We start from the raw sequence: 17,093 nt of genomic DNA on the forward strand, positions 1-17,093 counted from the left end.
TCTATTTCACTGGATGTCCCAGAGTTCGGGATGGGCCGCATAGGGGCCGCCCGCCGGAGCCGGCGTCCACACGAAATCCTTCAACTTCTTGGAAGCGACGCCGTAGCGATTTGCTACCCACAAGGTCGCCCAGGGCAGGTCCTTGTTCATCGCCTTGCAGACATCCTGCCAGGAAGCGTTGACCTTTGCGGGATCGGTCTGCCCGAGAGCGGCATCAAACGCTGCGCTCAGGTCGTCGAACTCGATGCGCATGGTGTTGAAGCCCGCCGGGGGGAGCTGCGACTTGTTGAGGCCAGGATTGAGCCCCGCCGGATTCGGACCGTTCTGCAGGCCGGCATAGATCATCGGAAACGCGTTCCAGTCCGGCGTGCCTTGCTTGTAGACGATGCCGTTATAGGTGGGCGTATCGACGACACGCGGCACGATGTTGACGCCGACCTGGGCGAGCATCGACTGGATGGCGGCCATGACGTTGGCGGCCTGCGGCGAGCCGTAATAGGTCAGCAGGGTGATCGGCTTGTCGCCGTTGATCTTGTCCCAGCCGGCCTCGGAGAGCAGTGCCTTGGCCTTTTGCGGATCGTAGGCGTAGGGCTCCAGCCCTTCAGGCACCAGATGCGGCGCGACGTAGCCGCAGTTCGCGACCTTAGCGGCACCGCCATAGAGGCTCTTGACGATCGCATTGCGATCGATCGCATACATGATTGCCTGGCGCACCTTCAGGTCCTTGAAAAGGTCCACCTTCTGGTTGAGGCCGATGTAGTTGACCACGTAGGAGCCACCTTCGATCAGCGTGTAGTTGCTGTCGTTCTTGAATGTGGCGGCGTCGTCCGGCTCGACATAGGTGAACTGGATTTCGCCGGCACGAAGCGCGGCGACGGCCGCCGCCGGGTTCTCGAAATAGCGGTTGATGAGCGTGTCGACCTTGGGCTTGCCGCCGCGGTAGTCGTCATCCGCGGAGAGCTCGACATACTGGTCCGTCACATATTGCTTGAATTTGAACGGACCCGTTCCGACCGGCGTCGTCGACCACCATTTGCTGTTGGCCAGCTGTTCTGGCGCGATGCCGGCAAGTGCGTGCTCAGGCAGGATCAGCACCTGGGTGATGACGGCGAGGAAGGAGCCATTGGGCTTCGACAGCTTGATCACCACCGTGCGGTCGTCCGGCGTCTCGACCGATTGGATGTCGCCCAAGCGGGCGGCAAACAGGCTGCCCGATGCCTTGTTCCTCGCAAGATCGAATGTGAACTTCACGTCCTTGGAGGTGAAGGGCTTGCCGTCGTGCCAGGTCTCCTTGGCAAGGTTGAATGTATAGGTCAGCTGGTCGTCGCTGACCTTCCAGTCCTTGGCAAGACTGCCTTTCAGCTCGGTCAGCTCGGCGTTCCAGACGACCAGCGGCTCGAAATAGGTGCTGAGCCAGGTAAAGCCGGCGGTCGACACGAGCGGGTTGAAGTTCTTGGGCAAGCCGCCTGGGCCGACATCGAAGCCGCCGGTGATGGTCTTGCCAGCCTGTGCCTCGTCGACCGCGGCGAAAGCGGTTCCGGCGATCAGCAGGCCGGCAAGGGCCAGACGACACGCAGTGTTCCTTATGCCCATGATTTCCTCCCTTGGCATTTTCACGTGTTTCGATTTTTGGCTATGACTTGCTGGATTCCTCGATAGTGATCGTCGAGGCGCTGGCGCGCGCGCTCGGTATCCTTGGCCGCCACGGCCTCAACGATCTCGTGATGGTCCCGCCAGGTGGCGAGGGGCGTCGGATTGTCCAGGTTCGCGAAGTTCGATGCCTTGTTGAACGCGATCCAGAAGATGTCGATCAGCGCGCTCAGCATTCGGTTGTTCTGGCAACGGAACAGCAGCTGGTGGAACTGCTGGTCCTCGGCGGCGAAGCTTTCGTTTCGCTCGGCGCGCCGGCGCATTTCCTCGGTCAAGCCGCGCAGAGCCTCGATGTCCTCGGCGCTGATCATCTCGACCGTCTTGCCGATGAGCCCCGTCTCAAGCACGCGGCGCATTTCGCGGAGCTCCTCGACGTCGCGCAACGAGTCCTGCAAGCCATAAGCGAGATTGTCGAGCAGCGGCTTGAAAGAGAACTCCTTGACGAAGACGCCGATGCCTCGGCGCGTCTCCAAGATGCCGATCGACTCCAGCGCCTTGATGGCCTCACGAACGGAGTTGCGTCCGACACCGAGCTGCTGGGCAAGGAATGTTTCCGGGGGCAGCGCGTCCCCGGCCTTGAGCTTGTTCGCCTCTATGTAGTTCCTGAGGCTCTCCTGCACCGTGACATGCAGCAAGGGTGGGCGATTGAGTGGCTCGAGCGACTTCATCGCCTGCACGTTTGCTTCTTCCTCCTTGGCCATTTCCGCATGCTTCCACGAAATGAGCGTTGTCGGCTTGTACTGATAGCGACTTGTAGGATATCCTGCAAGCAGTAAAGGAAAGCGCCTGCACATGAAGATCATTCTTGCCGGTTCGAGCCACTGGCACGCCGGAATGCACCTGGACGCTGCCCGCGCCGCCGGCGGCGAAATCATCGGTGTTTGGGACGAGAATCAACAACACGCAAAGATGTTTGCGCGGTCGAATTCGCTGTACTGCTCAATCGATCGCTTCGACGATGTGCTCGCGGCCGGAGCCGACGTCATTCTTCTGATGGGACATCCCCGCAGTGTGCCGGAGCGGGCGCGCCGGATTATTGATGCAGGCATTCCGTTGATCCTTGAGAAGCCGGCGGCAAGCAACACCGAGATTTTGTCGGAACTGCTCGAGCTGAGCCGGCGTCGAAGTGCCTTCGTGAGCGTGCCGTTCCCCAACCGCTTCGGGCCAGCGGTCACCGCGTTCCGCAAGCTGCAGCAGCAAGGCCGCGCCGGGACCGTTGCGCATGGCCACTTCAGGATCGTCAACGGCCCGCCCGAACGCTATGCGCAAGATGGGGTAGCCTGGATGGCCGACCCAGAAATCGGCGGCGGAGGCGCGTTGCGCAATCTGGGCATCCACGGCATCGACGCCGCGCTCGACCTCGCTGCCGGCCGCCTCAGGCTGAAAACGGCATATGTGGGCAACCGCATCCACAATTCACCTGTCGAAGACTATGCCCTGCTGGTGCTCGAGGACGAAACCGGTGCGATGTTCACCGTCGAGGCGGGCTATACCTTTGCATCCATGCGCCCCGGCGGTGATTTCGAATGGCGCATCGTCAGCGCCAACGCGACTTTGATCGATCACGGCGACAAAGCTATCTCGGCCAGCCTGGATGATGGAGCAGGCACAGAGCTCACGCCGGAACGGCCGGCGACGCGCTACCGCCTTTGCATGCGCGACACTTTCGGCCGGCTGGCGCGAAACGAGCCGGCGACGATCTCTCTCAATGACTACGTCGCGGCAATGTCGCTCATCGATACCGCTTACCGGAAGGCACGAGAATGATTGGAGTTGGGATTATCGGCGCCGGGCATTTTGGCGCCGCGCACGCGCATGCGATCGAAAAGGTAGATGGCGTCCGCCTTGTCGCGGCATGCCGCAACGACGAGCCCGCGCTTAGCGCCTTCACCGCCGAGCACGGCGGCCGCGGCTACAGGGACTGGCGCGCACTCGTCGAAGACAGGGATGTCGATGCCGTTCTCATCGCCACGCCGCACCATCTGCACACGGAGATGGCGATCGGCGCGGCACAGGCCGGAAAGCACATCCTGCTGGAGAAGCCGATGGCTCCGACCGCCGCCGCCTGCGACGCGATCAATGCCGCGGCCGCTGCGAATGGCGTCAAGTTGATGGTCGGCCATCTGATGCATTTCTCACGCCCTTGCATGGCGGCAAAGGAGGCGCTCGCCGAGGGGTCGCTCGGCCGCCCGCTGATCGCTTCAAGCTGGATGATCAAGTTGTGGATGGAGCAGAACCGGCGGGATTGGCATCTCGGCTATGGAACCGGCGGCGGTATGCTCATGACCGCGGGGATTCATGCGCTCGACCGGCTGGTCTGGCTGATGGACGACGACGTCGTCTCGGTCGGCGCCATGCTCGGCGCCAAATTCCATGACCAAGAGGCGGACGACGCCTCAATGCTCAGCCTCCGCTTCGCAGGCGGTGGCATCGGCCAGATCCAAAGCGTCGGCTACCGCGACGGCGTCGCCAGTTTCGCAATGGATTTGGTCTGCGAGCACGGCACGCTGCGGATCGACATGGACCGGGGCACGTCGCTCGGTCGCGGCACCCGATTGACCGATCTGCCGAACTCATTCGAGCCAAACTGGATGCACGATGCCGTTATCCGCGAATGGACACATTTGCGCGACGCGATCCTTAACGATGCGCCGGTCACCGTGACCGGTAACTATGGCCGCAAGATCATCGCCATTATCGAGGCTGCATACCGATCGAACAAAAGCCGCAGGGAGGAAGAACTTGCCTGACCATCTCGCCGCCCTGCCCGCCAACGCGCCGCGAGGCATCTGGGGCGCCGTCCTGCTTGCTGTCGGCGAGGATGGTGAGATCGACTGGAGCGCGACGCGCGAAACCATTGCCAGCCTGTGCGCCTCCGGCGTCGACGGCATCTATTCGAACGGCACGGCATGCGAGTTCCACTCTCAGACCGAAGACGAGTTCGACAGACTGAGCGCGTTGGTCGCGGAGGAGGCAGATCGTGCCGGTGTTCTTTTCCAGATTGGCATTAGCCAGTCGAACGCGCGCGTGGCGCGCGAGCGTCTGCGGCGTGTTGTGGAGTTGTCGCCTTCAGCCATCCAGTTCACCGTGCCCGACTGGTGGCCGCCGAGCGACGATGAGATTTGGCGTTTCGCGAAGGGCCTCGCCGAGACGGCGCCAAGCCTCCCCCTTGTCCTCTACAACCCGCCGCATGCGAAACGACGGCTTACGTTGCAGGCTATAGCGCGCCTCCGGGAGGCAGTGCCGACATTGATCGGCGCCAAGCTACCGGGAGGCGACGAGAACTGGTTCGATGAGATGCGAAAGCTGCTGCCGGGTTTCTCGGTATTCGTGCCCGGGCATACGCTGGCGACTGGTTACGCTCAAGGCGCCCACGGCAGCTATTCCAATGTCGCCTGTCTCAGTCCAAAGGGTGCGTTGTCGTGGTGGCAGCAGATATTGAGCGGCGCACCGGATGCTATCGAGATGCAGGCGCGCATAGGGGCATTCTTGGCCGATCACGTATTGCCGCTCCGCGAGCGTTGTCAGGTCAGCGACGCCGCGCTGGACAAGGCAATGGCTGCGGCCGGCGGCTGGGGCAACATCGGCCCGCGCCTTTTGTGGCCATACTGTTGCGTCCCCGATGCTGAGATCGTGCCGTTGGCAACGGCGGTTCGTACGAGCTTTCCGGAGTGGTGGTAGAGGGGCTGCACCATGAACCCAGCAGATCGGTGTCTTGAGCAAAATATTGACCTGAAGGCGTGCGTGGCGCGGTCGGTCTTCCCTGCACTACGAGGCAATCCAACGTCTCGACAGATTGGCGCGCAGGTCGGCTGGATCTTATCCCGTGCTGCTGTTCGTCATCTGCGGCTGGTTGGACTTCACCTTCTGGAGAGTGGGATCTATGCGCAATATTTCACCTTGCGGACCAGACCCTTGCTCTCGGTGATTTCGACGGAAAAGCTTTTCCGTCGAGCATAGATTATTTTAACATGCGGCAGAGGCTTACGCCCCCTCAGCTACAACAACGTGATACCGACGGCGCCATGTGGCTCGTCACGTCCATAGCGCCGCTGAACGGCCTGCTACTGCTCTTCCCGTCGTTGGGATGGTGGTAGCGGACCTTCGACTCGACTCCTCGAGGTTACATTGCGGACGACCAAACGATCCCGTTCATACGCCTCGACAGTAATTCACCGCACAGTCCGTCCCACGTCTCTTCCGGAGGTTGCTGTCACGATCTAGATCCCAATCGCTGCACAGAAATCCACCCGCAAAGTCGCGGGGACCGCAGGTGGGCATGGTCATGAAAAGCGACTCCTTCTCCTATCCTCCTCGGGGTCTGTCGCGTGAAGAAGCCGCCCGGTACGTTGGCGTGGGGGTGACCAAATTCGATCAAATGGTCGCTGACCACCGCATGCCGAGGCCGAAGAAGGTTGACGGCCGCGTGATTTGGGATCGCTTGAAACTCGAAGCCGCGTTTGCCGAACTACCTGGAGACGATGAAGAGAATATCGTCGACTTCCTGTTGCAAGGGAATCATCGCAGGGAATAGATTCATTCTGCCATGACCGACAAATATCCCGGCCTCTCCTCCTACACTGATCGCCACGGAAAACTGCGCTGGCGCTATCGGACGAAGGAGCGTGTTGTTAGTCTGCCGGCGCCCAACCAACGCGGTTTCAAGGATGCCTACCAAGCAGCGGTCGAGGGCCGGAAAGTCCCCACGGCGCCCGTCGTCCAAATGCCGGGAGCTGCCTTACCCGGCACGTTTGGAGCCGCCTTTCAACGATTGAAGATCTCAGTCAAGTGGCTGGCGCTTGACGAAGCCAGCAAGCGCAAGAACACGCGGCTCATCGAAGAGTTTTTAGAACTGCGGGTGGTCCCTGATCACCCACTCATCTGGCGGAACGTGCCGGTTAAGAATCTTAGACGCATCCATGTTGAAGAGCTTCTAGGCCGCTTCATCGCCACGCCCCACAAGGCCAAACACCTATTGGTCGGCATACGCAAGCTGATCTATGTCGCGCGGCGGCAAGACTGGATTGAAATCGACCCCACCGCGGCAGTCGAGTGGCGGCCCGCCTATGCCGGCTGGAAAGCATGGTCGCGTGAGGCCATGGCTCAGTTTGAAAACCGTTGGCAACTCGGCACCGCAGCACGCACTTGCTACGGTTTGGCGCTTTGGCTCGGCAACCGCCGCGGCGATGTCGCCGGGCTGCGATGGGATCAGAGGGTCACCCGCCGTGTCTTCATCGATGGTGTCGAGCGTCACTTCGACGGGTTTGATATCGTTCAGGCCAAGAACAAGGGACGAACAGGTGGTAAACGGCTTTTCGTGCCGATCACACCGATGCTGTCCGAGATCCTGGATGCGGCTGACAGGCGCGGCGAGACCGTTCTGGTCAACGGCTATGGGGAGCCCTTCTCCGCCAAGTCACTGACTGGAATGATGGCGCATTGGTGCAAGCTTGCCGGTCTTCCGAAGGGCTTAACGCTGCATGGCTTGCGGAAGTCGCTTGGCGTCTATCTGGCCGAAGCCGAGGCATCAACCAGGCAGCTTATGGACGTGCTCGGTCACGACGATATCGACCATGCCGAGCTCTATTCGCGCGAGGCCTCGCAGGTTCGACTGGCGGTACAGGGGATGGATCGAGTCGTGCGTCTGGTGACGCGCAAGCCGATGCTTGGCGAACCTATTGGCGAACCTCGTGGCGAACCACCCTATAAAGCATTGATAAATAACGATAATGGTGGGCCCGGAGGGACTCGAACCCCCAACCAAGCGGTTATGAGCCGCCGGCTCTAACCATTGAGCTACAGGCCCCACGCGGGCTGGCTTAGTGTTTTTCGCTCCGCCGCACAAGGCTTTCGAACGCGCTGGCGACAAACGCCAAAATCAGCCCATATTCGCTCCGTACAGCGGCGTGCGCGCCCATAGGGCGCGTGAACAGGTTCGGGCCAGCACCGCATTGCCGGGAATCGACGCGTTTTTCGAGTCGGGCAGAAGGTGGCAGGGATACCGGATCGCAGATCTCGAGGAGTTTTCATGACCAGACGTCTTTTGCCTGTCGCGCTCGCTGCCGCGATCGCGTTTCCGGCGCTGGCAAGCGCCGCCGACACGCAGCCGCCTCCGCGCATTGTCGTATCCGGCGAGGGCGAAGCGACCGTGGCGCCGGACATGGCAATCCTGACCCTCAGCGTCATGCGCGAGGGAAAGACCGCGCGCGCCGCGCTCGACGCCAACAACGACGCCATGGCCGCGGTGATCGCGGCGATGAAATCGGCGGGCATCGCCGATCGCGACCTGCAGACGGCCGGCATCCAGATCAATCCGCGCTACAACTACACCAACAAGGCCGACGGCAGCCAGGAAGCAGAGCTCGTCGCCTACCAGGTGACCAACACGCTGTCGGTGCGGGTGCGCGACGTCGACAAGACCGGCGACATACTCGACAAGGCGGTGTCTCTCGGCGTCAACCAGGGCGGCGGCATCGCCTTCACCAATGACGATCCGAAGGCCACCGTCGCCGAGGCGCGCAAGAAGGCTGTTGCCGACGCGATCGCCAAGGCCAAGACGCTTGCGGAGGCCGCCGGCGTCAGCCTTGGCAGGGTCATCGAGATCACCGACCAGAACGTCGCGCCGGTACCGATGCCGATGAACGCCAAGGCCTTCGACGCGGCTCGCGCGGCCGTGCCGGTGCAGGCCGGGGAGAATTCCTACTCCGTCCAGGTCACCGTCACGTTCGAGCTGAAGTGACGTCCGCCTTGCGCACGACGCCCAACCTTCAGTTCGGAAAGGACCATGCGCAAAATCAAAATGCTACGGCGTCCTTTTACGCTTCCGAAACGACGCGCGGCGCTGCAGGTCACGTTTCGGACCACAAACGAAACCCCGGAGGACCGATCCTCCGGGGTTTTTCGAGCCGTTCGCTTCAGGCTGGCTGAAGGGTGCCGGCACTGATAGGCGATCCTCTAGGGGATCTTCCTTCCTGGCGATTTCGCCCTCAGCGATAGATGATCGGGCAGCCGCGCTCGTTGGCGAAGACCACCACCACGCGGTCGCCATACTGCCGGCCGACGACCTTCACCGTGCGCCGGCTGACGTCGACGATGCGGGCGCGATGCAGGCCCATGCGCTCGGCCTTGTCGAGCGCGCGGTCCGGCGAGCAGCCGCGCCAGTCGCGATCCCGGCGCCAGTCACGACGGTAATAACCGTCATCATCGCCGGTATACACGCCGAAACGCGGGTCCTGGCTGTTGCCGAAGCCGAGATAGAGGCTGTCCGCATGCGCCGGGATAGCGCCGAGCGTGCCAAGTCCGACAAGTGCCGAAAGGGCTGCCGTCTTGATCTGGTTGAACATCGTCTCTCTCCTTGTTGTGGGCTTGTCGCCCTTGAACTGATGATTGGCGAACCAATGATCGCAAAATGCCTTTTCGTGTCTGAACTTTTTGCGAACCGGCCGTTCATGTCCGGTTCATGTGGAGGGAAATGCAAATCCTCGCCCCGCTCGCTCAAAATCTGGAGCCGGGAACGCGCCGCGGCGCGCTCGGTTCCCATCAAGGCTCAAGATGCGACCCGTCCGGTTTGTCATCAAGGAACCCGCCAGGATTCATCGTCCAGTAGAGATGCGAACCTTTGGTGGTTCGTCATCAAAATGCGAACCCGTCAGGGTTCGTCATCAACCCGCGAACCCACTAGGGTTCGTCGTCAAGTATGTAATCGAAATAGTCGTCCGGCTCGGCCAGATCGGTTTCCTTGGCCTTCACCCGGCCGCGGATCGAAATCCCGGCTTCGTGCACGGTCTCCGCGCTTCCCGAAACCAGCCTGTGCCACCAATAGAGGTCATGCCCCTCCGCGATCAGCCGATAGGCGCAGGTCTTGGGCAGCCAGGTGATGGTGCGCACGTTCTGCGGCGTCAGCCCGACGCAGTCGGGCACGCGCGCCAAGCGGTTGGCATAATCCGAGCAGAGGCATTTTTCGGCGTCGAACAGCCGGCAGCCGACGCTCGTCCAGTAGATCTCGCCCGTATCCTCGTCCTCGAGCTTTGACAGGCAGCATTTGCCGCAACCGTCGCAGAGTGATTCCCACTCGGCCGGTGTCATCGCCTCCAGCGTCTTGGTTTTCCAGAACGGTGCGGTCATGCGGCTGGATTTGGCGCTGCGGAGCCTTCCGGTCAAGCGCTGCTGTGATAGTGACCCGATGTTAACATTAGAAAACCACGAAATTGCCCTCAAAAGGCCGGCCAGGCGTCCTTGGCTGGCGCCAATGCCCGACGGAACCAATTGCGGTTACTGAAAGTTTGGGCAGGGATGGGACCCCACTAGGAGAAAATCGATATGAAACGCCAACCACGGATTCTGGCGGGTACGGCAATCGGCCTGCTTATGGCATCCGCGCCGTTGGGCGCGTATCCGCTGCACGCCGATTTCGGCACCTCGCGGGGAACGCCGTTTATCCTGGCGCAGTCGAACTGCGCCGAAGGCCAATCGGCCGAGGACTGTGCGCAAGGCGGCGGCCAGCAGGCTGAGCAGCCGAGGAAAAAGAAGCGCGAGCAGCAACAGCAGACCGAATCCGCGCCGGCCGAACAGTCCGCCGAGCCCGAGCAGAAGCCGCGCAAGAAGCGGCAGGAGATGCAGCAGACGGAATCCGGCCAGGGGGAACAAGCAGCACCGGCCGAGCAGCAGCTCAAGCCGCGCAAGAAGCGCGACCAGCAGCAGCAGTCCGAAGCGGCGCCTGCCGATCAGGGCGGGCAGCCTGCGACCGACGAGCAGCAGCCGCGCAAGAAGAAGCGCAACCAGCAGCAGATCGAATCGGCGCCGGCTGAGCGACCGACCGAGCAGGTCGCTCCGGACCAGCAGCAACTGCGCAAGAAGAAGCTCAGTCAGCAGCAACAAGGCGAGACGGCTCCGGCCGAGCAAGTCGCTCCCGACCAGCAGCAGCAACTGCGCAAGAGGAAGCTCAATCAGCAGCAACAAGGCGAGACGGCTCCGGCCGAGCAGGTCGCTCCCGACCAGCAGCAGCAACTGCGCAAGAGGAAGCTCAATCAGCAGCAGCAAGGCGAGACGGCTCCGGCCGAGCAGGTCGCTCCCGACCAGCAGCAGCAACTGCGCAAGAGAAAGCTCAATCAGCAGCAGGAAGCCGCGCCTGCGGAACAGCCCTCAGAACAACAGCCGGCAAATGACAACCAGCCTGAAAAGAAACGGAAGCTGGGCCAACTACCTGCCGAGCAAGGCCAGACCCCGGCCGAACAGGCCCCCGCGGGTCAGGGCACTCGCAAGCTCAAGCCCTTGCCGGTTCCGGGAACCGAGCAGGCACCGGCCGGAACCGAGCAGGCGCCGGCCCAAGGCGAACAGCCTTCGAACCAGAACAAGAGGCAGGCTAAGAAGCCGCTGACCGAGCAGCCTGCAACGGGCCAGCAGCAGCCTGCCACGGGCGAAGAGCCTGCCAACAACAATCAGCCCGCGAATGGCGGTAATGCCGCGCAAGGCGAAGCGCCTGCCAATCCGAACGAGGCACCCATCCTGGACAGCCAGAAGGATGTCTTGCGCAGGCACAAGGGCCGCCAGCCGGCCGGCCAGAACGAGAATGGTCAGGTCGAGCAAGGCGGTAACCAGGCCGGGCAGCAAGGTGGCCAGCAGGCCGAGAAGCAGACTCCCGTCAATCAGGGTCCGCCACCCACCGACGACAGGACGGCGCAGCAGGCGATCCAGCCTGAAAGGATCGTTCCTGCTACCGAGGAAAAAGGCAAGCGCGTCGACCTCACGCCCCAGGAGATTGTCCGCGAGCGCCGCCGGCCGCAGGGTGCCGACGTGGTGAAGCAGTTCGGCGACCGCGTGATCCTCCAGTTCAACAACCAGACATTCGTGGAGAGCAACGAGGCTCCTCGCATCACGCGCGGCGCCAAGGATGTGTACTACGAGGATCTTTCGGGCGGCCGCACCCGCGAAATCGTCGAGCGCGAGAACGGCATCCAGATCGTCACCATCCGCAACCGCAACGGCGACGTCATCCGGCGATCGCGCATTACGCCGGATGGCCGCGAATATGTGCTGAGCTATGTCGACGAGCGGTACTATAACGATGTCGACGAATGGCGCGATCCCGGCGACGATCTGCCGCCGATGCGGCTCGACATCCCGCGCCGGGACTACATCCTGGATTCGGAGGAAGTCGAGGATCCGGACGAGTATTACACCTTCCTCGAACAGCCGCCGGTGGAGAGGGTGCAGCGCCTCTACTCGATCGACGAGGTCAAGCGCTCGGCCCGCGTGCGCGACATCGCCCGTCGCATCGATCTAGACACGCTGAACTTCGACTTCGGCTCGGCGACGATTTCCGATACCGAGGTGCAGAAGCTCGAAGGCGTGGCCACCGCCATGGAAAAGCTTCTGAAGAAGAACCCGGCGGAAACCTTCCTGATCGAAGGCCATACCGACGCCGTTGGCACGCCCGACGCGAACCTCGCGCTGTCGGACCGACGCGCCGAGGCGGTCGCCGAAGCCCTCACCAACTCGTTCGGTATTCCCGCGGAGAACCTCACGACGCAGGGCTATGGCGAGGAGTATCTCAAGGTCAACACGCCTGGCCCGAACCGCGAGAACCGCCGCGTCGCCATCCGCCGCATCACCTCGCTGGTGGCGCCGGTGGCGAGCAACAACGAGCAATGATTTCAAGATCCTGACCCGATTTTCGGAATCAGTACGACAAGACGGGGCCCGCCCTGATCCGGACGGGTCCCTTCTCTTGCAAATTCAAGAAGAATTGTCCCGCTTGTTCCGCCGAGCTCATTGAATCGCCGCATTCCGGCACCCAGATTTTAGTCAGGGCGTTCCCTGCCCCGTCCCGACTCCAGCGGGACACATGAGCCCCGCCGGCCCCCCTCTCCGGCGGGGCTTTTTTCTTGAAAAGAGAGCACACCTGCCCGAAATACGATCGAACCCTCGGAGAGCAATTCCAGGAAGAGTGCGCAGCGGTTTTCCGTCCCGGAATTGGATAGAGACAAACAATCAGAGCGAAACAACCCCGGAACATCTCATGAAGCGTCTCGAACTCGCCATCGAATCCGTCATCCTTGCCTCACGTTGGCTGCTGGTCGCCTTCTATCTGGGGCTCGGCTTGGCGCTGGCGACTTACGCGCTCTCCTTCGGCAAGAAGCTCTACGAGTTCGTCATGAGCGCCTTCACGCTCGGCGACACCGACACGATCCTGAAGATGCTCGGCCTGATCGACGCGGCTCTCGTCGCCTCGCTCGTGGTGATGGTCATCATTTCGGGTTACGAGAATTTCGTCAGCCGCTTCGACGAGCAGGATGGCGAGGTGCACTGGCTGGGCACGATCGACGTCGGATCGCTGAAGGTGAAAGTCGCCTCGACCATCGTCGCGATCTCCTCCATCCACCTGCTGCAGGTGTTCCTCAACCACGCTTCCTACACGACGGAGCAGCTTATGTGGCTGACCGTCATGCATCTGGCCTTCGTGCTTTCGGCGTTGATGCTTGCCTATATCGACCGGGTGATGGCGCTGGCGAAAAGCAAGAAGGCCAAGACGTAAAATACGCTGGGGCTTGTCAGCGTGAGGTCGCGTTGATACCATTTATTGGTATTGGAGCTTTAGCCGTGCCCAAAAATACGTCCGTTACCCTTGGCGATCAGTATGACGCTTTCATCCGGCGGCAGATAGAAAACGGTCGTTTCGGCTCTGCGAGTGAAGCCGTTCGTGCAGGCCTTCGCCTCCTCGAAGAGGAAGAACTGAGGCTCGAGCGACTCCGCGGCGCTATCGACGAAGGAGATATGTCGGGCAGTCCGGAGCCATTCGACATCGAGGTATTCCTCAGGTCGAAGAAACGTGGATGAAACGAGAGGTCCGATTCTCGCCAAAGGCTAATGCAGACTTCGACGGCATCTGGAATTATTCACTGGACCGATGGGGCCCAGAGCGGGCCGAGGCCTACGTCCGCTCAATCCACTCTATACTTACCCTGATAGACCAGTTTCCGGCAATAGCGCGAAACGCCTCGGACGTCCGACCTGGCCTGCTTAAATATGCTGTCGGCTCTCACGTGGTTTATCTGCGGATGAACGAGCAATACATTGACGTTGTGCGTATATTGCATCAACAAATGGACTATCCAAGGCACCTTTAGAACGTACGCGTTATCTTCGTTTCTGAATTGGCGAACACCTCGTCCGGCACGAAGAAGTCGCCGGCCAGCGGCCCCTTGGCGCCCGGCGCATAGACCGAAAAGTCCGTGACGCCCTCGGCCCGCAGAACCTCCTCGTCGATGTAGAAATTGCCGGTCGCCTCGCGCGACGGGCGCAGGAAGATCGCATGCGCCGCATCGGCCATGATGTCGGGCGAGCGGCTCATCGCCACGACCGTCGCGCCGCCCAGCAGATTGCGCACGGCGGCCGTGTCGATGGTCGAGATCGGCCACAGCGAGTTGACGGCGATGCCGGCTCCGGTGAACTCGGCGCTCATGCCGAGCGTGCACATCGACATGCCGAACTTGGCCATGGTGTAAGCGACATGGTTCTTGAACCACTTGGCTTTCATGTCGAGCGGCGGCGCCAGATTGAGGATGTGAGGATTTTTGGCCAACTTCAGGTGCGGAATGCACATTTTGGAGACCAGGAACGTGCCGCGCGTGTTGATCTGGTGCATCAGATCGTAGCGCTTCATGTCGGTCTCTAGCGTGCCGGTAAGCTGGATGGCGCTGGCATTGTTGACGCAGATGTCGATGCCGCCGAACCGTTCCACGGCCTTTGCCACCGCATCGGCGACCTGAGCTTCATCGCGGATGTCGCAGAGCACCGGCAGCGCCTTGCCGCCGGCCTGCTCGATCTCCTCGGCCGCGGTGTAGATCGTGCCCGGCAGCTTGGGATGCGGCTCGGCGGTCTTGGCGGCGATCGTCACATTGGCGCCGTCGCGCGCCGCGCGCAGGGCGATCGCCAGCCCAATGCCGCGCGATCCACCCGAGATGAACAGCGTCTTTCCCTTGAGCGACATATTTGCCTCCCTGCTTCGTCGGCGCGATCCTTGCCCGCACCAACCCGCCGACACAAGGGCCGTGCATCCAATCCGTGGTGACGCTGCGGAGCCTCGCCGTTCTTGCAGCTCGGCCGCCGAAGCAGTATATATTCTATATTGCAAGGTAGAATATAGAATGGCGCTGTCGATCAAGAACATGGATGTCGAGCGGTTGGCGCGGGAGCTTGCCCGCCGCCGTAGCGTATCGGTGACGGAAGCGATCCGTCAGAGCCTCGAGCGTGAGGTGGCGCGCGAGCGGCTGGTACCTCGCAACGAGAGCGGCGACCTTTTCCAGCGGCTGATGGCAATTTCGGACAGCGCCGCGCAGGTCCCGAAACGGGAAAATGCGATGACCGAGAATGAGATCCTAGGCTATGACGAACATGGGGCTCCAACGCGGTGATCATCGACTCGTCGGCCCTGGTCGCGATCCTCCGCGCCGAGTCAGGCCATGATCGCTTCGTGCAGGCGATCACGGATGCCGCAAGACGCTTGATTGCTGCGCCAACCCTCCTCGAAACCAGCATGGTGCTCGCCGGTGGATGGCAGGACGAGATCCTGGACCGGCTCGACGCCTTCCTGCGCGCGGCTTCGATCGAGACCATCGCCTTCACAGCCGACCACGCTGCGGTCGCGCGCCAGGCCTTCCTGCGCTACGGCAAGGGCCGACATCCGGCGGCGTTGAACTTCGGCGACTGCATCGCCTATGCGACGGCGCGGCTCGAAGCGATGCCGCTGCTGTTCAAGGGTGACGATTTCCGGCTGACCGACATCGAACCGGCAATCTGACGGGACGCGTCAAACCAGAACCAGGCCTTGCCGCATGGCAATGGCGATCGCGTCGGTACGGTTGGCGGCGCCGAGCTTGATCAGGATCGCGGCGACATGGAATTTCGCCGTGTGGACGGAAATGTTGAGCCGCCGGGCGATCACCTTGTTGGGTGCGCCTTCCGCCAGCAGCGCCAGCACTTCAGCCTCGCGCGGCGACAACGCCGCGCGAGGCTGGTTGTCGTCAGGCGTCTCGTCCTCGGACGGCTCTCCGTGGAAATCGCCATGTGCCTCTGACTGCCCTACCCTGCTGACGCGGTAGCCGGACGCCGCCAGCCGCAAAGCAGCGGCAATCAGCTGGCCGTCGGCGGAGGCAGGCAGCATCGCAAGCACGTTGCCTGCCGGCCGTTCGTGGCCGGCGCGCCGCGACAGCAGCACGCACGGCGTTGCCGGGCTCACGGCCCGGCTTTCCAAAGCAGCTTCATCGACCAAGGCGACATCCGCCACCTGACTCATGCCGCTTCCGGCGAGCGTCGGCAGCAGACCGTCGCTCGCGAGCGCGTCGGCCAACTGCTCGGCGCGCGCCGCATCGCCGAGCGCGATCAGCACCGTCAGCCGGTGGGATGCCGGCTCCGGTCGGGCGATCGTTTGTACCGCGCTGCTTGGCATCGACCCTCTCAGCTCAGCGGCTTCTCGCCGACGGTGATCGAGACGTCGCGCTCGGCGCCGCCGCTCAGGACACCGAGCGTCACCGTGGTGCCGGCGCTGTCCGGCCCGAGCTTGCGGATCAGCTCGCGCGGCCCATCTACCGCTTCGCCATTCCAGGCGACGATGATGTCGCCGACATGCAGGCCGGCAGCTTTTGCCGGGCCGCTGTCGTCGAGGCTCATCACCATGGCGCCGTGCGTGTCGCCATTGCGGATCGGGTGCAGCCCGGCGCCGAGATAGCCGCGCGGTACATGACCCTTTTCGCGCAGCGTCGCCGCCGCCCGCTCGATCGTCTCGTAAGGCATGACCAGCGCCCGCCGGCGTGGCCCGAACAGCAGCATGCCGATCAGGCCGGCCTTGGCATCGAGCACCGGGCCACCCTCGAAGCGGCCCCCGGTGTTGATGGCGAGGTTGATGCGCCGGTCGATCGTGCCGCCGCGCATCGAGCGCCAGGCCGGCCCGACCTCGCCGACCGTGCCGAACACGGCTAACGCGGCTCCTTCGCTATTGCCGACGGCGATTGCCACATTGCCCGGGCGCACGGCGGCGGCCTGGGGCAGTTGCGGCAGATCGGCAGCGGCCGACGCCGGCTTCAGCAGGGCAACGCCCGTCGAAGGATCGCGGCCGACAAGCTCGGCCTTCACGGCTTCGCCCGAGGCCAGCGTCAGTTCGATCTCCTCGCCCGCCTCGACCGCTTCCTCAGCGGTGACGAAGAAGCCGTCGCGCCAATGAAAGGCGCTCGCGGTGCGATGGTGATGCGTGACAAAGCTCGCCAAAGCCGGCGTGGCGGTCGCCGCGACGTCGGCAATGGCATCGGAAAAGGCGCTGAGGTTGAAGCTGCTCATATCAATCGTCTCCTGGGTTCTGTGACCCAGATATCGCGCCACGGCGCCGCCTCGGGTACTCGCCTGACGGCTAGTCGGCTGCCCGACTGGCCATATGGTCAGGTCGCGGCAAT

18 protein-coding genes, 1 tRNA gene and 1 pseudogene are annotated in these 17,093 nt (G+C 62.4%); 12 read left to right on the plus strand and 8 right to left on the minus strand.

From position 1 onward, the window contains the following. Positions 1 to 6: 6 nt before the first annotated feature. The gene (locus P9236_RS11920) at positions 7 to 1,593 is read right to left on the minus strand and encodes an ABC transporter substrate-binding protein (RefSeq protein ID WP_278074815.1); all 1,587 of its coding nucleotides are present in this window, start codon (positions 1,591 to 1,593) and stop codon (positions 7 to 9) included. 20 nt (positions 1,594 to 1,613) lie between these two features. Further along, on the minus strand, positions 1,614 to 2,318 hold the full coding sequence (locus P9236_RS11925) for a FadR/GntR family transcriptional regulator (RefSeq protein ID WP_278075000.1): 705 nt from the start codon (positions 2,316 to 2,318) through the stop codon (positions 1,614 to 1,616). Between the two features lie 124 nt (positions 2,319 to 2,442). Here P9236_RS11925 and P9236_RS11930 point away from each other — a divergent pair, with 124 nt between their 5' ends. The 5 genes and pseudogenes from P9236_RS11930 to P9236_RS11950 all read left to right on the plus strand — a co-directional run. Then, the gene (locus P9236_RS11930) at positions 2,443 to 3,417 is read left to right on the plus strand and encodes a Gfo/Idh/MocA family oxidoreductase (RefSeq protein WP_278074816.1); all 975 of its coding nucleotides are present in this window, start codon (positions 2,443 to 2,445) and stop codon (positions 3,415 to 3,417) included. After that, positions 3,414 to 4,400, plus strand: coding sequence for a Gfo/Idh/MocA family oxidoreductase (locus P9236_RS11935; RefSeq protein WP_278074817.1), 987 nt, complete (start codon positions 3,414 to 3,416; stop codon positions 4,398 to 4,400). The genes P9236_RS11930 and P9236_RS11935 overlap by 4 nt, the downstream gene beginning before the upstream one ends. Continuing rightward, positions 4,393 to 5,331, plus strand: a complete 939-nt coding sequence (locus P9236_RS11940; RefSeq protein WP_278074818.1) for a dihydrodipicolinate synthase family protein — start codon at positions 4,393 to 4,395, stop codon at positions 5,329 to 5,331. Before P9236_RS11935 ends, P9236_RS11940 begins: the two co-directional genes overlap by 8 nt. Positions 5,332 to 5,929: 598 nt before the next feature. Then, complete coding sequence (locus P9236_RS11945) at positions 5,930 to 6,184, plus strand: hypothetical protein (protein ID WP_278074819.1); 255 nt, start codon at positions 5,930 to 5,932, stop codon at positions 6,182 to 6,184. A gap of 564 nt (positions 6,185 to 6,748) precedes the next feature. Further along, positions 6,749 to 7,237: pseudogene (locus P9236_RS11950) on the plus strand (site-specific integrase); the annotation flags it as partial. A 143-nt stretch (positions 7,238 to 7,380) separates the two neighbouring features. Here the strand turns inward: P9236_RS11950 and P9236_RS11955 are convergent. Next, positions 7,381 to 7,456, minus strand: a tRNA-Ile gene (locus P9236_RS11955). A 222-nt stretch (positions 7,457 to 7,678) separates the two neighbouring features. Here P9236_RS11955 and P9236_RS11960 point away from each other — a divergent pair. Next, positions 7,679 to 8,389: an SIMPL domain-containing protein gene (locus tag P9236_RS11960; protein WP_278074820.1), complete on the plus strand. Its 711-nt coding sequence runs from the start codon at positions 7,679 to 7,681 to the stop codon at positions 8,387 to 8,389. A gap of 247 nt (positions 8,390 to 8,636) precedes the next feature. On the opposite strand, the gene P9236_RS11965 is transcribed toward P9236_RS11960, so the two are convergent. Further along, positions 8,637 to 8,993, minus strand: coding sequence for a hypothetical protein (locus P9236_RS11965; RefSeq protein WP_278074821.1), 357 nt, complete (start codon positions 8,991 to 8,993; stop codon positions 8,637 to 8,639). 334 nt (positions 8,994 to 9,327) lie between these two features. Beyond that, positions 9,328 to 9,774 (minus strand): YcgN family cysteine cluster protein, encoded by a 447-nt coding sequence (locus tag P9236_RS11970; RefSeq protein WP_278075001.1) that lies wholly within the window; start codon positions 9,772 to 9,774, stop codon positions 9,328 to 9,330. Between the two features lie 195 nt (positions 9,775 to 9,969). Here P9236_RS11970 and P9236_RS11975 point away from each other — a divergent pair, with 195 nt between their 5' ends. The 4 genes from P9236_RS11975 (at position 9,970) to P9236_RS11990 (ending at position 13,775) form a co-directional block, all read left to right on the plus strand. Beyond that, positions 9,970 to 12,300: an OmpA family protein gene (locus P9236_RS11975; RefSeq protein WP_278074822.1), complete on the plus strand. Its 2,331-nt coding sequence runs from the start codon at positions 9,970 to 9,972 to the stop codon at positions 12,298 to 12,300. A 367-nt stretch (positions 12,301 to 12,667) separates the two neighbouring features. Continuing rightward, positions 12,668 to 13,183 (plus strand): TIGR00645 family protein, encoded by a 516-nt coding sequence (locus P9236_RS11980; protein WP_278074823.1) that lies wholly within the window; start codon positions 12,668 to 12,670, stop codon positions 13,181 to 13,183. A gap of 65 nt (positions 13,184 to 13,248) precedes the next feature. Continuing rightward, on the plus strand, positions 13,249 to 13,485 hold the full coding sequence (locus tag P9236_RS11985) for a type II toxin-antitoxin system ParD family antitoxin (RefSeq protein ID WP_278074824.1): 237 nt from the start codon (positions 13,249 to 13,251) through the stop codon (positions 13,483 to 13,485). Next, positions 13,482 to 13,775, plus strand: a complete 294-nt coding sequence (locus P9236_RS11990) for a type II toxin-antitoxin system RelE/ParE family toxin (RefSeq protein WP_278074825.1) — start codon at positions 13,482 to 13,484, stop codon at positions 13,773 to 13,775. Before P9236_RS11985 ends, P9236_RS11990 begins: the two co-directional genes overlap by 4 nt. On the opposite strand, the gene P9236_RS11995 is transcribed toward P9236_RS11990, so the two are convergent. Continuing rightward, positions 13,772 to 14,638: an NAD(P)-dependent oxidoreductase gene (locus P9236_RS11995; protein WP_278074826.1), complete on the minus strand. Its 867-nt coding sequence runs from the start codon at positions 14,636 to 14,638 to the stop codon at positions 13,772 to 13,774. The genes P9236_RS11990 and P9236_RS11995 overlap by 4 nt on opposite strands. 157 nt (positions 14,639 to 14,795) lie before the next feature. Between P9236_RS11995 and P9236_RS12000 the strand changes: the two genes are divergently transcribed. Then, the gene (locus P9236_RS12000; protein WP_278074827.1) at positions 14,796 to 15,062 is read left to right on the plus strand and encodes a type II toxin-antitoxin system VapB family antitoxin; all 267 of its coding nucleotides are present in this window, start codon (positions 14,796 to 14,798) and stop codon (positions 15,060 to 15,062) included. Further along, positions 15,059 to 15,448 (plus strand): type II toxin-antitoxin system VapC family toxin, encoded by a 390-nt coding sequence (locus tag P9236_RS12005; RefSeq protein WP_278074828.1) that lies wholly within the window; start codon positions 15,059 to 15,061, stop codon positions 15,446 to 15,448. Before P9236_RS12000 ends, P9236_RS12005 begins: the two co-directional genes overlap by 4 nt. A 9-nt stretch (positions 15,449 to 15,457) precedes the next feature. On the opposite strand, the gene P9236_RS12010 is transcribed toward P9236_RS12005, so the two are convergent. Together P9236_RS12010 and P9236_RS12015 are read right to left on the minus strand one after the other, a co-directional pair. Continuing rightward, positions 15,458 to 16,096 (minus strand): LuxR C-terminal-related transcriptional regulator, encoded by a 639-nt coding sequence (locus P9236_RS12010; RefSeq protein ID WP_278074829.1) that lies wholly within the window; start codon positions 16,094 to 16,096, stop codon positions 15,458 to 15,460. 8 nt (positions 16,097 to 16,104) lie between these two features. Further along, positions 16,105 to 16,980, minus strand: coding sequence for a S1C family serine protease (locus P9236_RS12015; protein ID WP_278074830.1), 876 nt, complete (start codon positions 16,978 to 16,980; stop codon positions 16,105 to 16,107). Between the last annotated feature and the right edge of the window lie 113 nt (positions 16,981 to 17,093).

Origin of the sequence: Mesorhizobium sp. WSM4884, assembly GCF_029625675.1 — a bacterium.
Classification (GTDB): domain Bacteria; phylum Pseudomonadota; class Alphaproteobacteria; order Rhizobiales; family Rhizobiaceae; genus Mesorhizobium.

Coding starts and splice junctions, on each gene's coding strand:
- P9236_RS11975 (WP_278074822.1), top strand. CDS start 9,970: ATGAAACGCCAACCACGGATTCTGGCGGGTACGGCAATCGGCCTGCTT.
- P9236_RS11980 (WP_278074823.1), top strand. CDS start 12,668: ATGAAGCGTCTCGAACTCGCCATCGAATCCGTCATCCTTGCCTCACGT.
- P9236_RS11925 (WP_278075000.1), bottom strand. CDS start 2,318: ATGAAGTCGCTCGAGCCACTCAATCGCCCACCCTTGCTGCATGTCACG.
- P9236_RS11965 (WP_278074821.1), bottom strand. CDS start 8,993: ATGTTCAACCAGATCAAGACGGCAGCCCTTTCGGCACTTGTCGGACTT.
- P9236_RS11960 (WP_278074820.1), top strand. CDS start 7,679: ATGACCAGACGTCTTTTGCCTGTCGCGCTCGCTGCCGCGATCGCGTTT.
- P9236_RS11935 (WP_278074817.1), top strand. CDS start 3,414: ATGATTGGAGTTGGGATTATCGGCGCCGGGCATTTTGGCGCCGCGCAC.
- P9236_RS12000 (WP_278074827.1), top strand. CDS start 14,796: ATGGCGCTGTCGATCAAGAACATGGATGTCGAGCGGTTGGCGCGGGAG.
- P9236_RS11930 (WP_278074816.1), top strand. CDS start 2,443: ATGAAGATCATTCTTGCCGGTTCGAGCCACTGGCACGCCGGAATGCAC.
- P9236_RS12015 (WP_278074830.1), bottom strand. CDS start 16,980: ATGAGCAGCTTCAACCTCAGCGCCTTTTCCGATGCCATTGCCGACGTC.
- P9236_RS11995 (WP_278074826.1), bottom strand. CDS start 14,638: ATGTCGCTCAAGGGAAAGACGCTGTTCATCTCGGGTGGATCGCGCGGC.
- P9236_RS11920 (WP_278074815.1), bottom strand. CDS start 1,593: ATGGGCATAAGGAACACTGCGTGTCGTCTGGCCCTTGCCGGCCTGCTG.
- P9236_RS11970 (WP_278075001.1), bottom strand. CDS start 9,774: ATGACCGCACCGTTCTGGAAAACCAAGACGCTGGAGGCGATGACACCG.
- P9236_RS11945 (WP_278074819.1), top strand. CDS start 5,930: ATGGTCATGAAAAGCGACTCCTTCTCCTATCCTCCTCGGGGTCTGTCG.
- P9236_RS11990 (WP_278074825.1), top strand. CDS start 13,482: ATGAAACGAGAGGTCCGATTCTCGCCAAAGGCTAATGCAGACTTCGAC.
- P9236_RS12010 (WP_278074829.1), bottom strand. CDS start 16,096: ATGCCAAGCAGCGCGGTACAAACGATCGCCCGACCGGAGCCGGCATCC.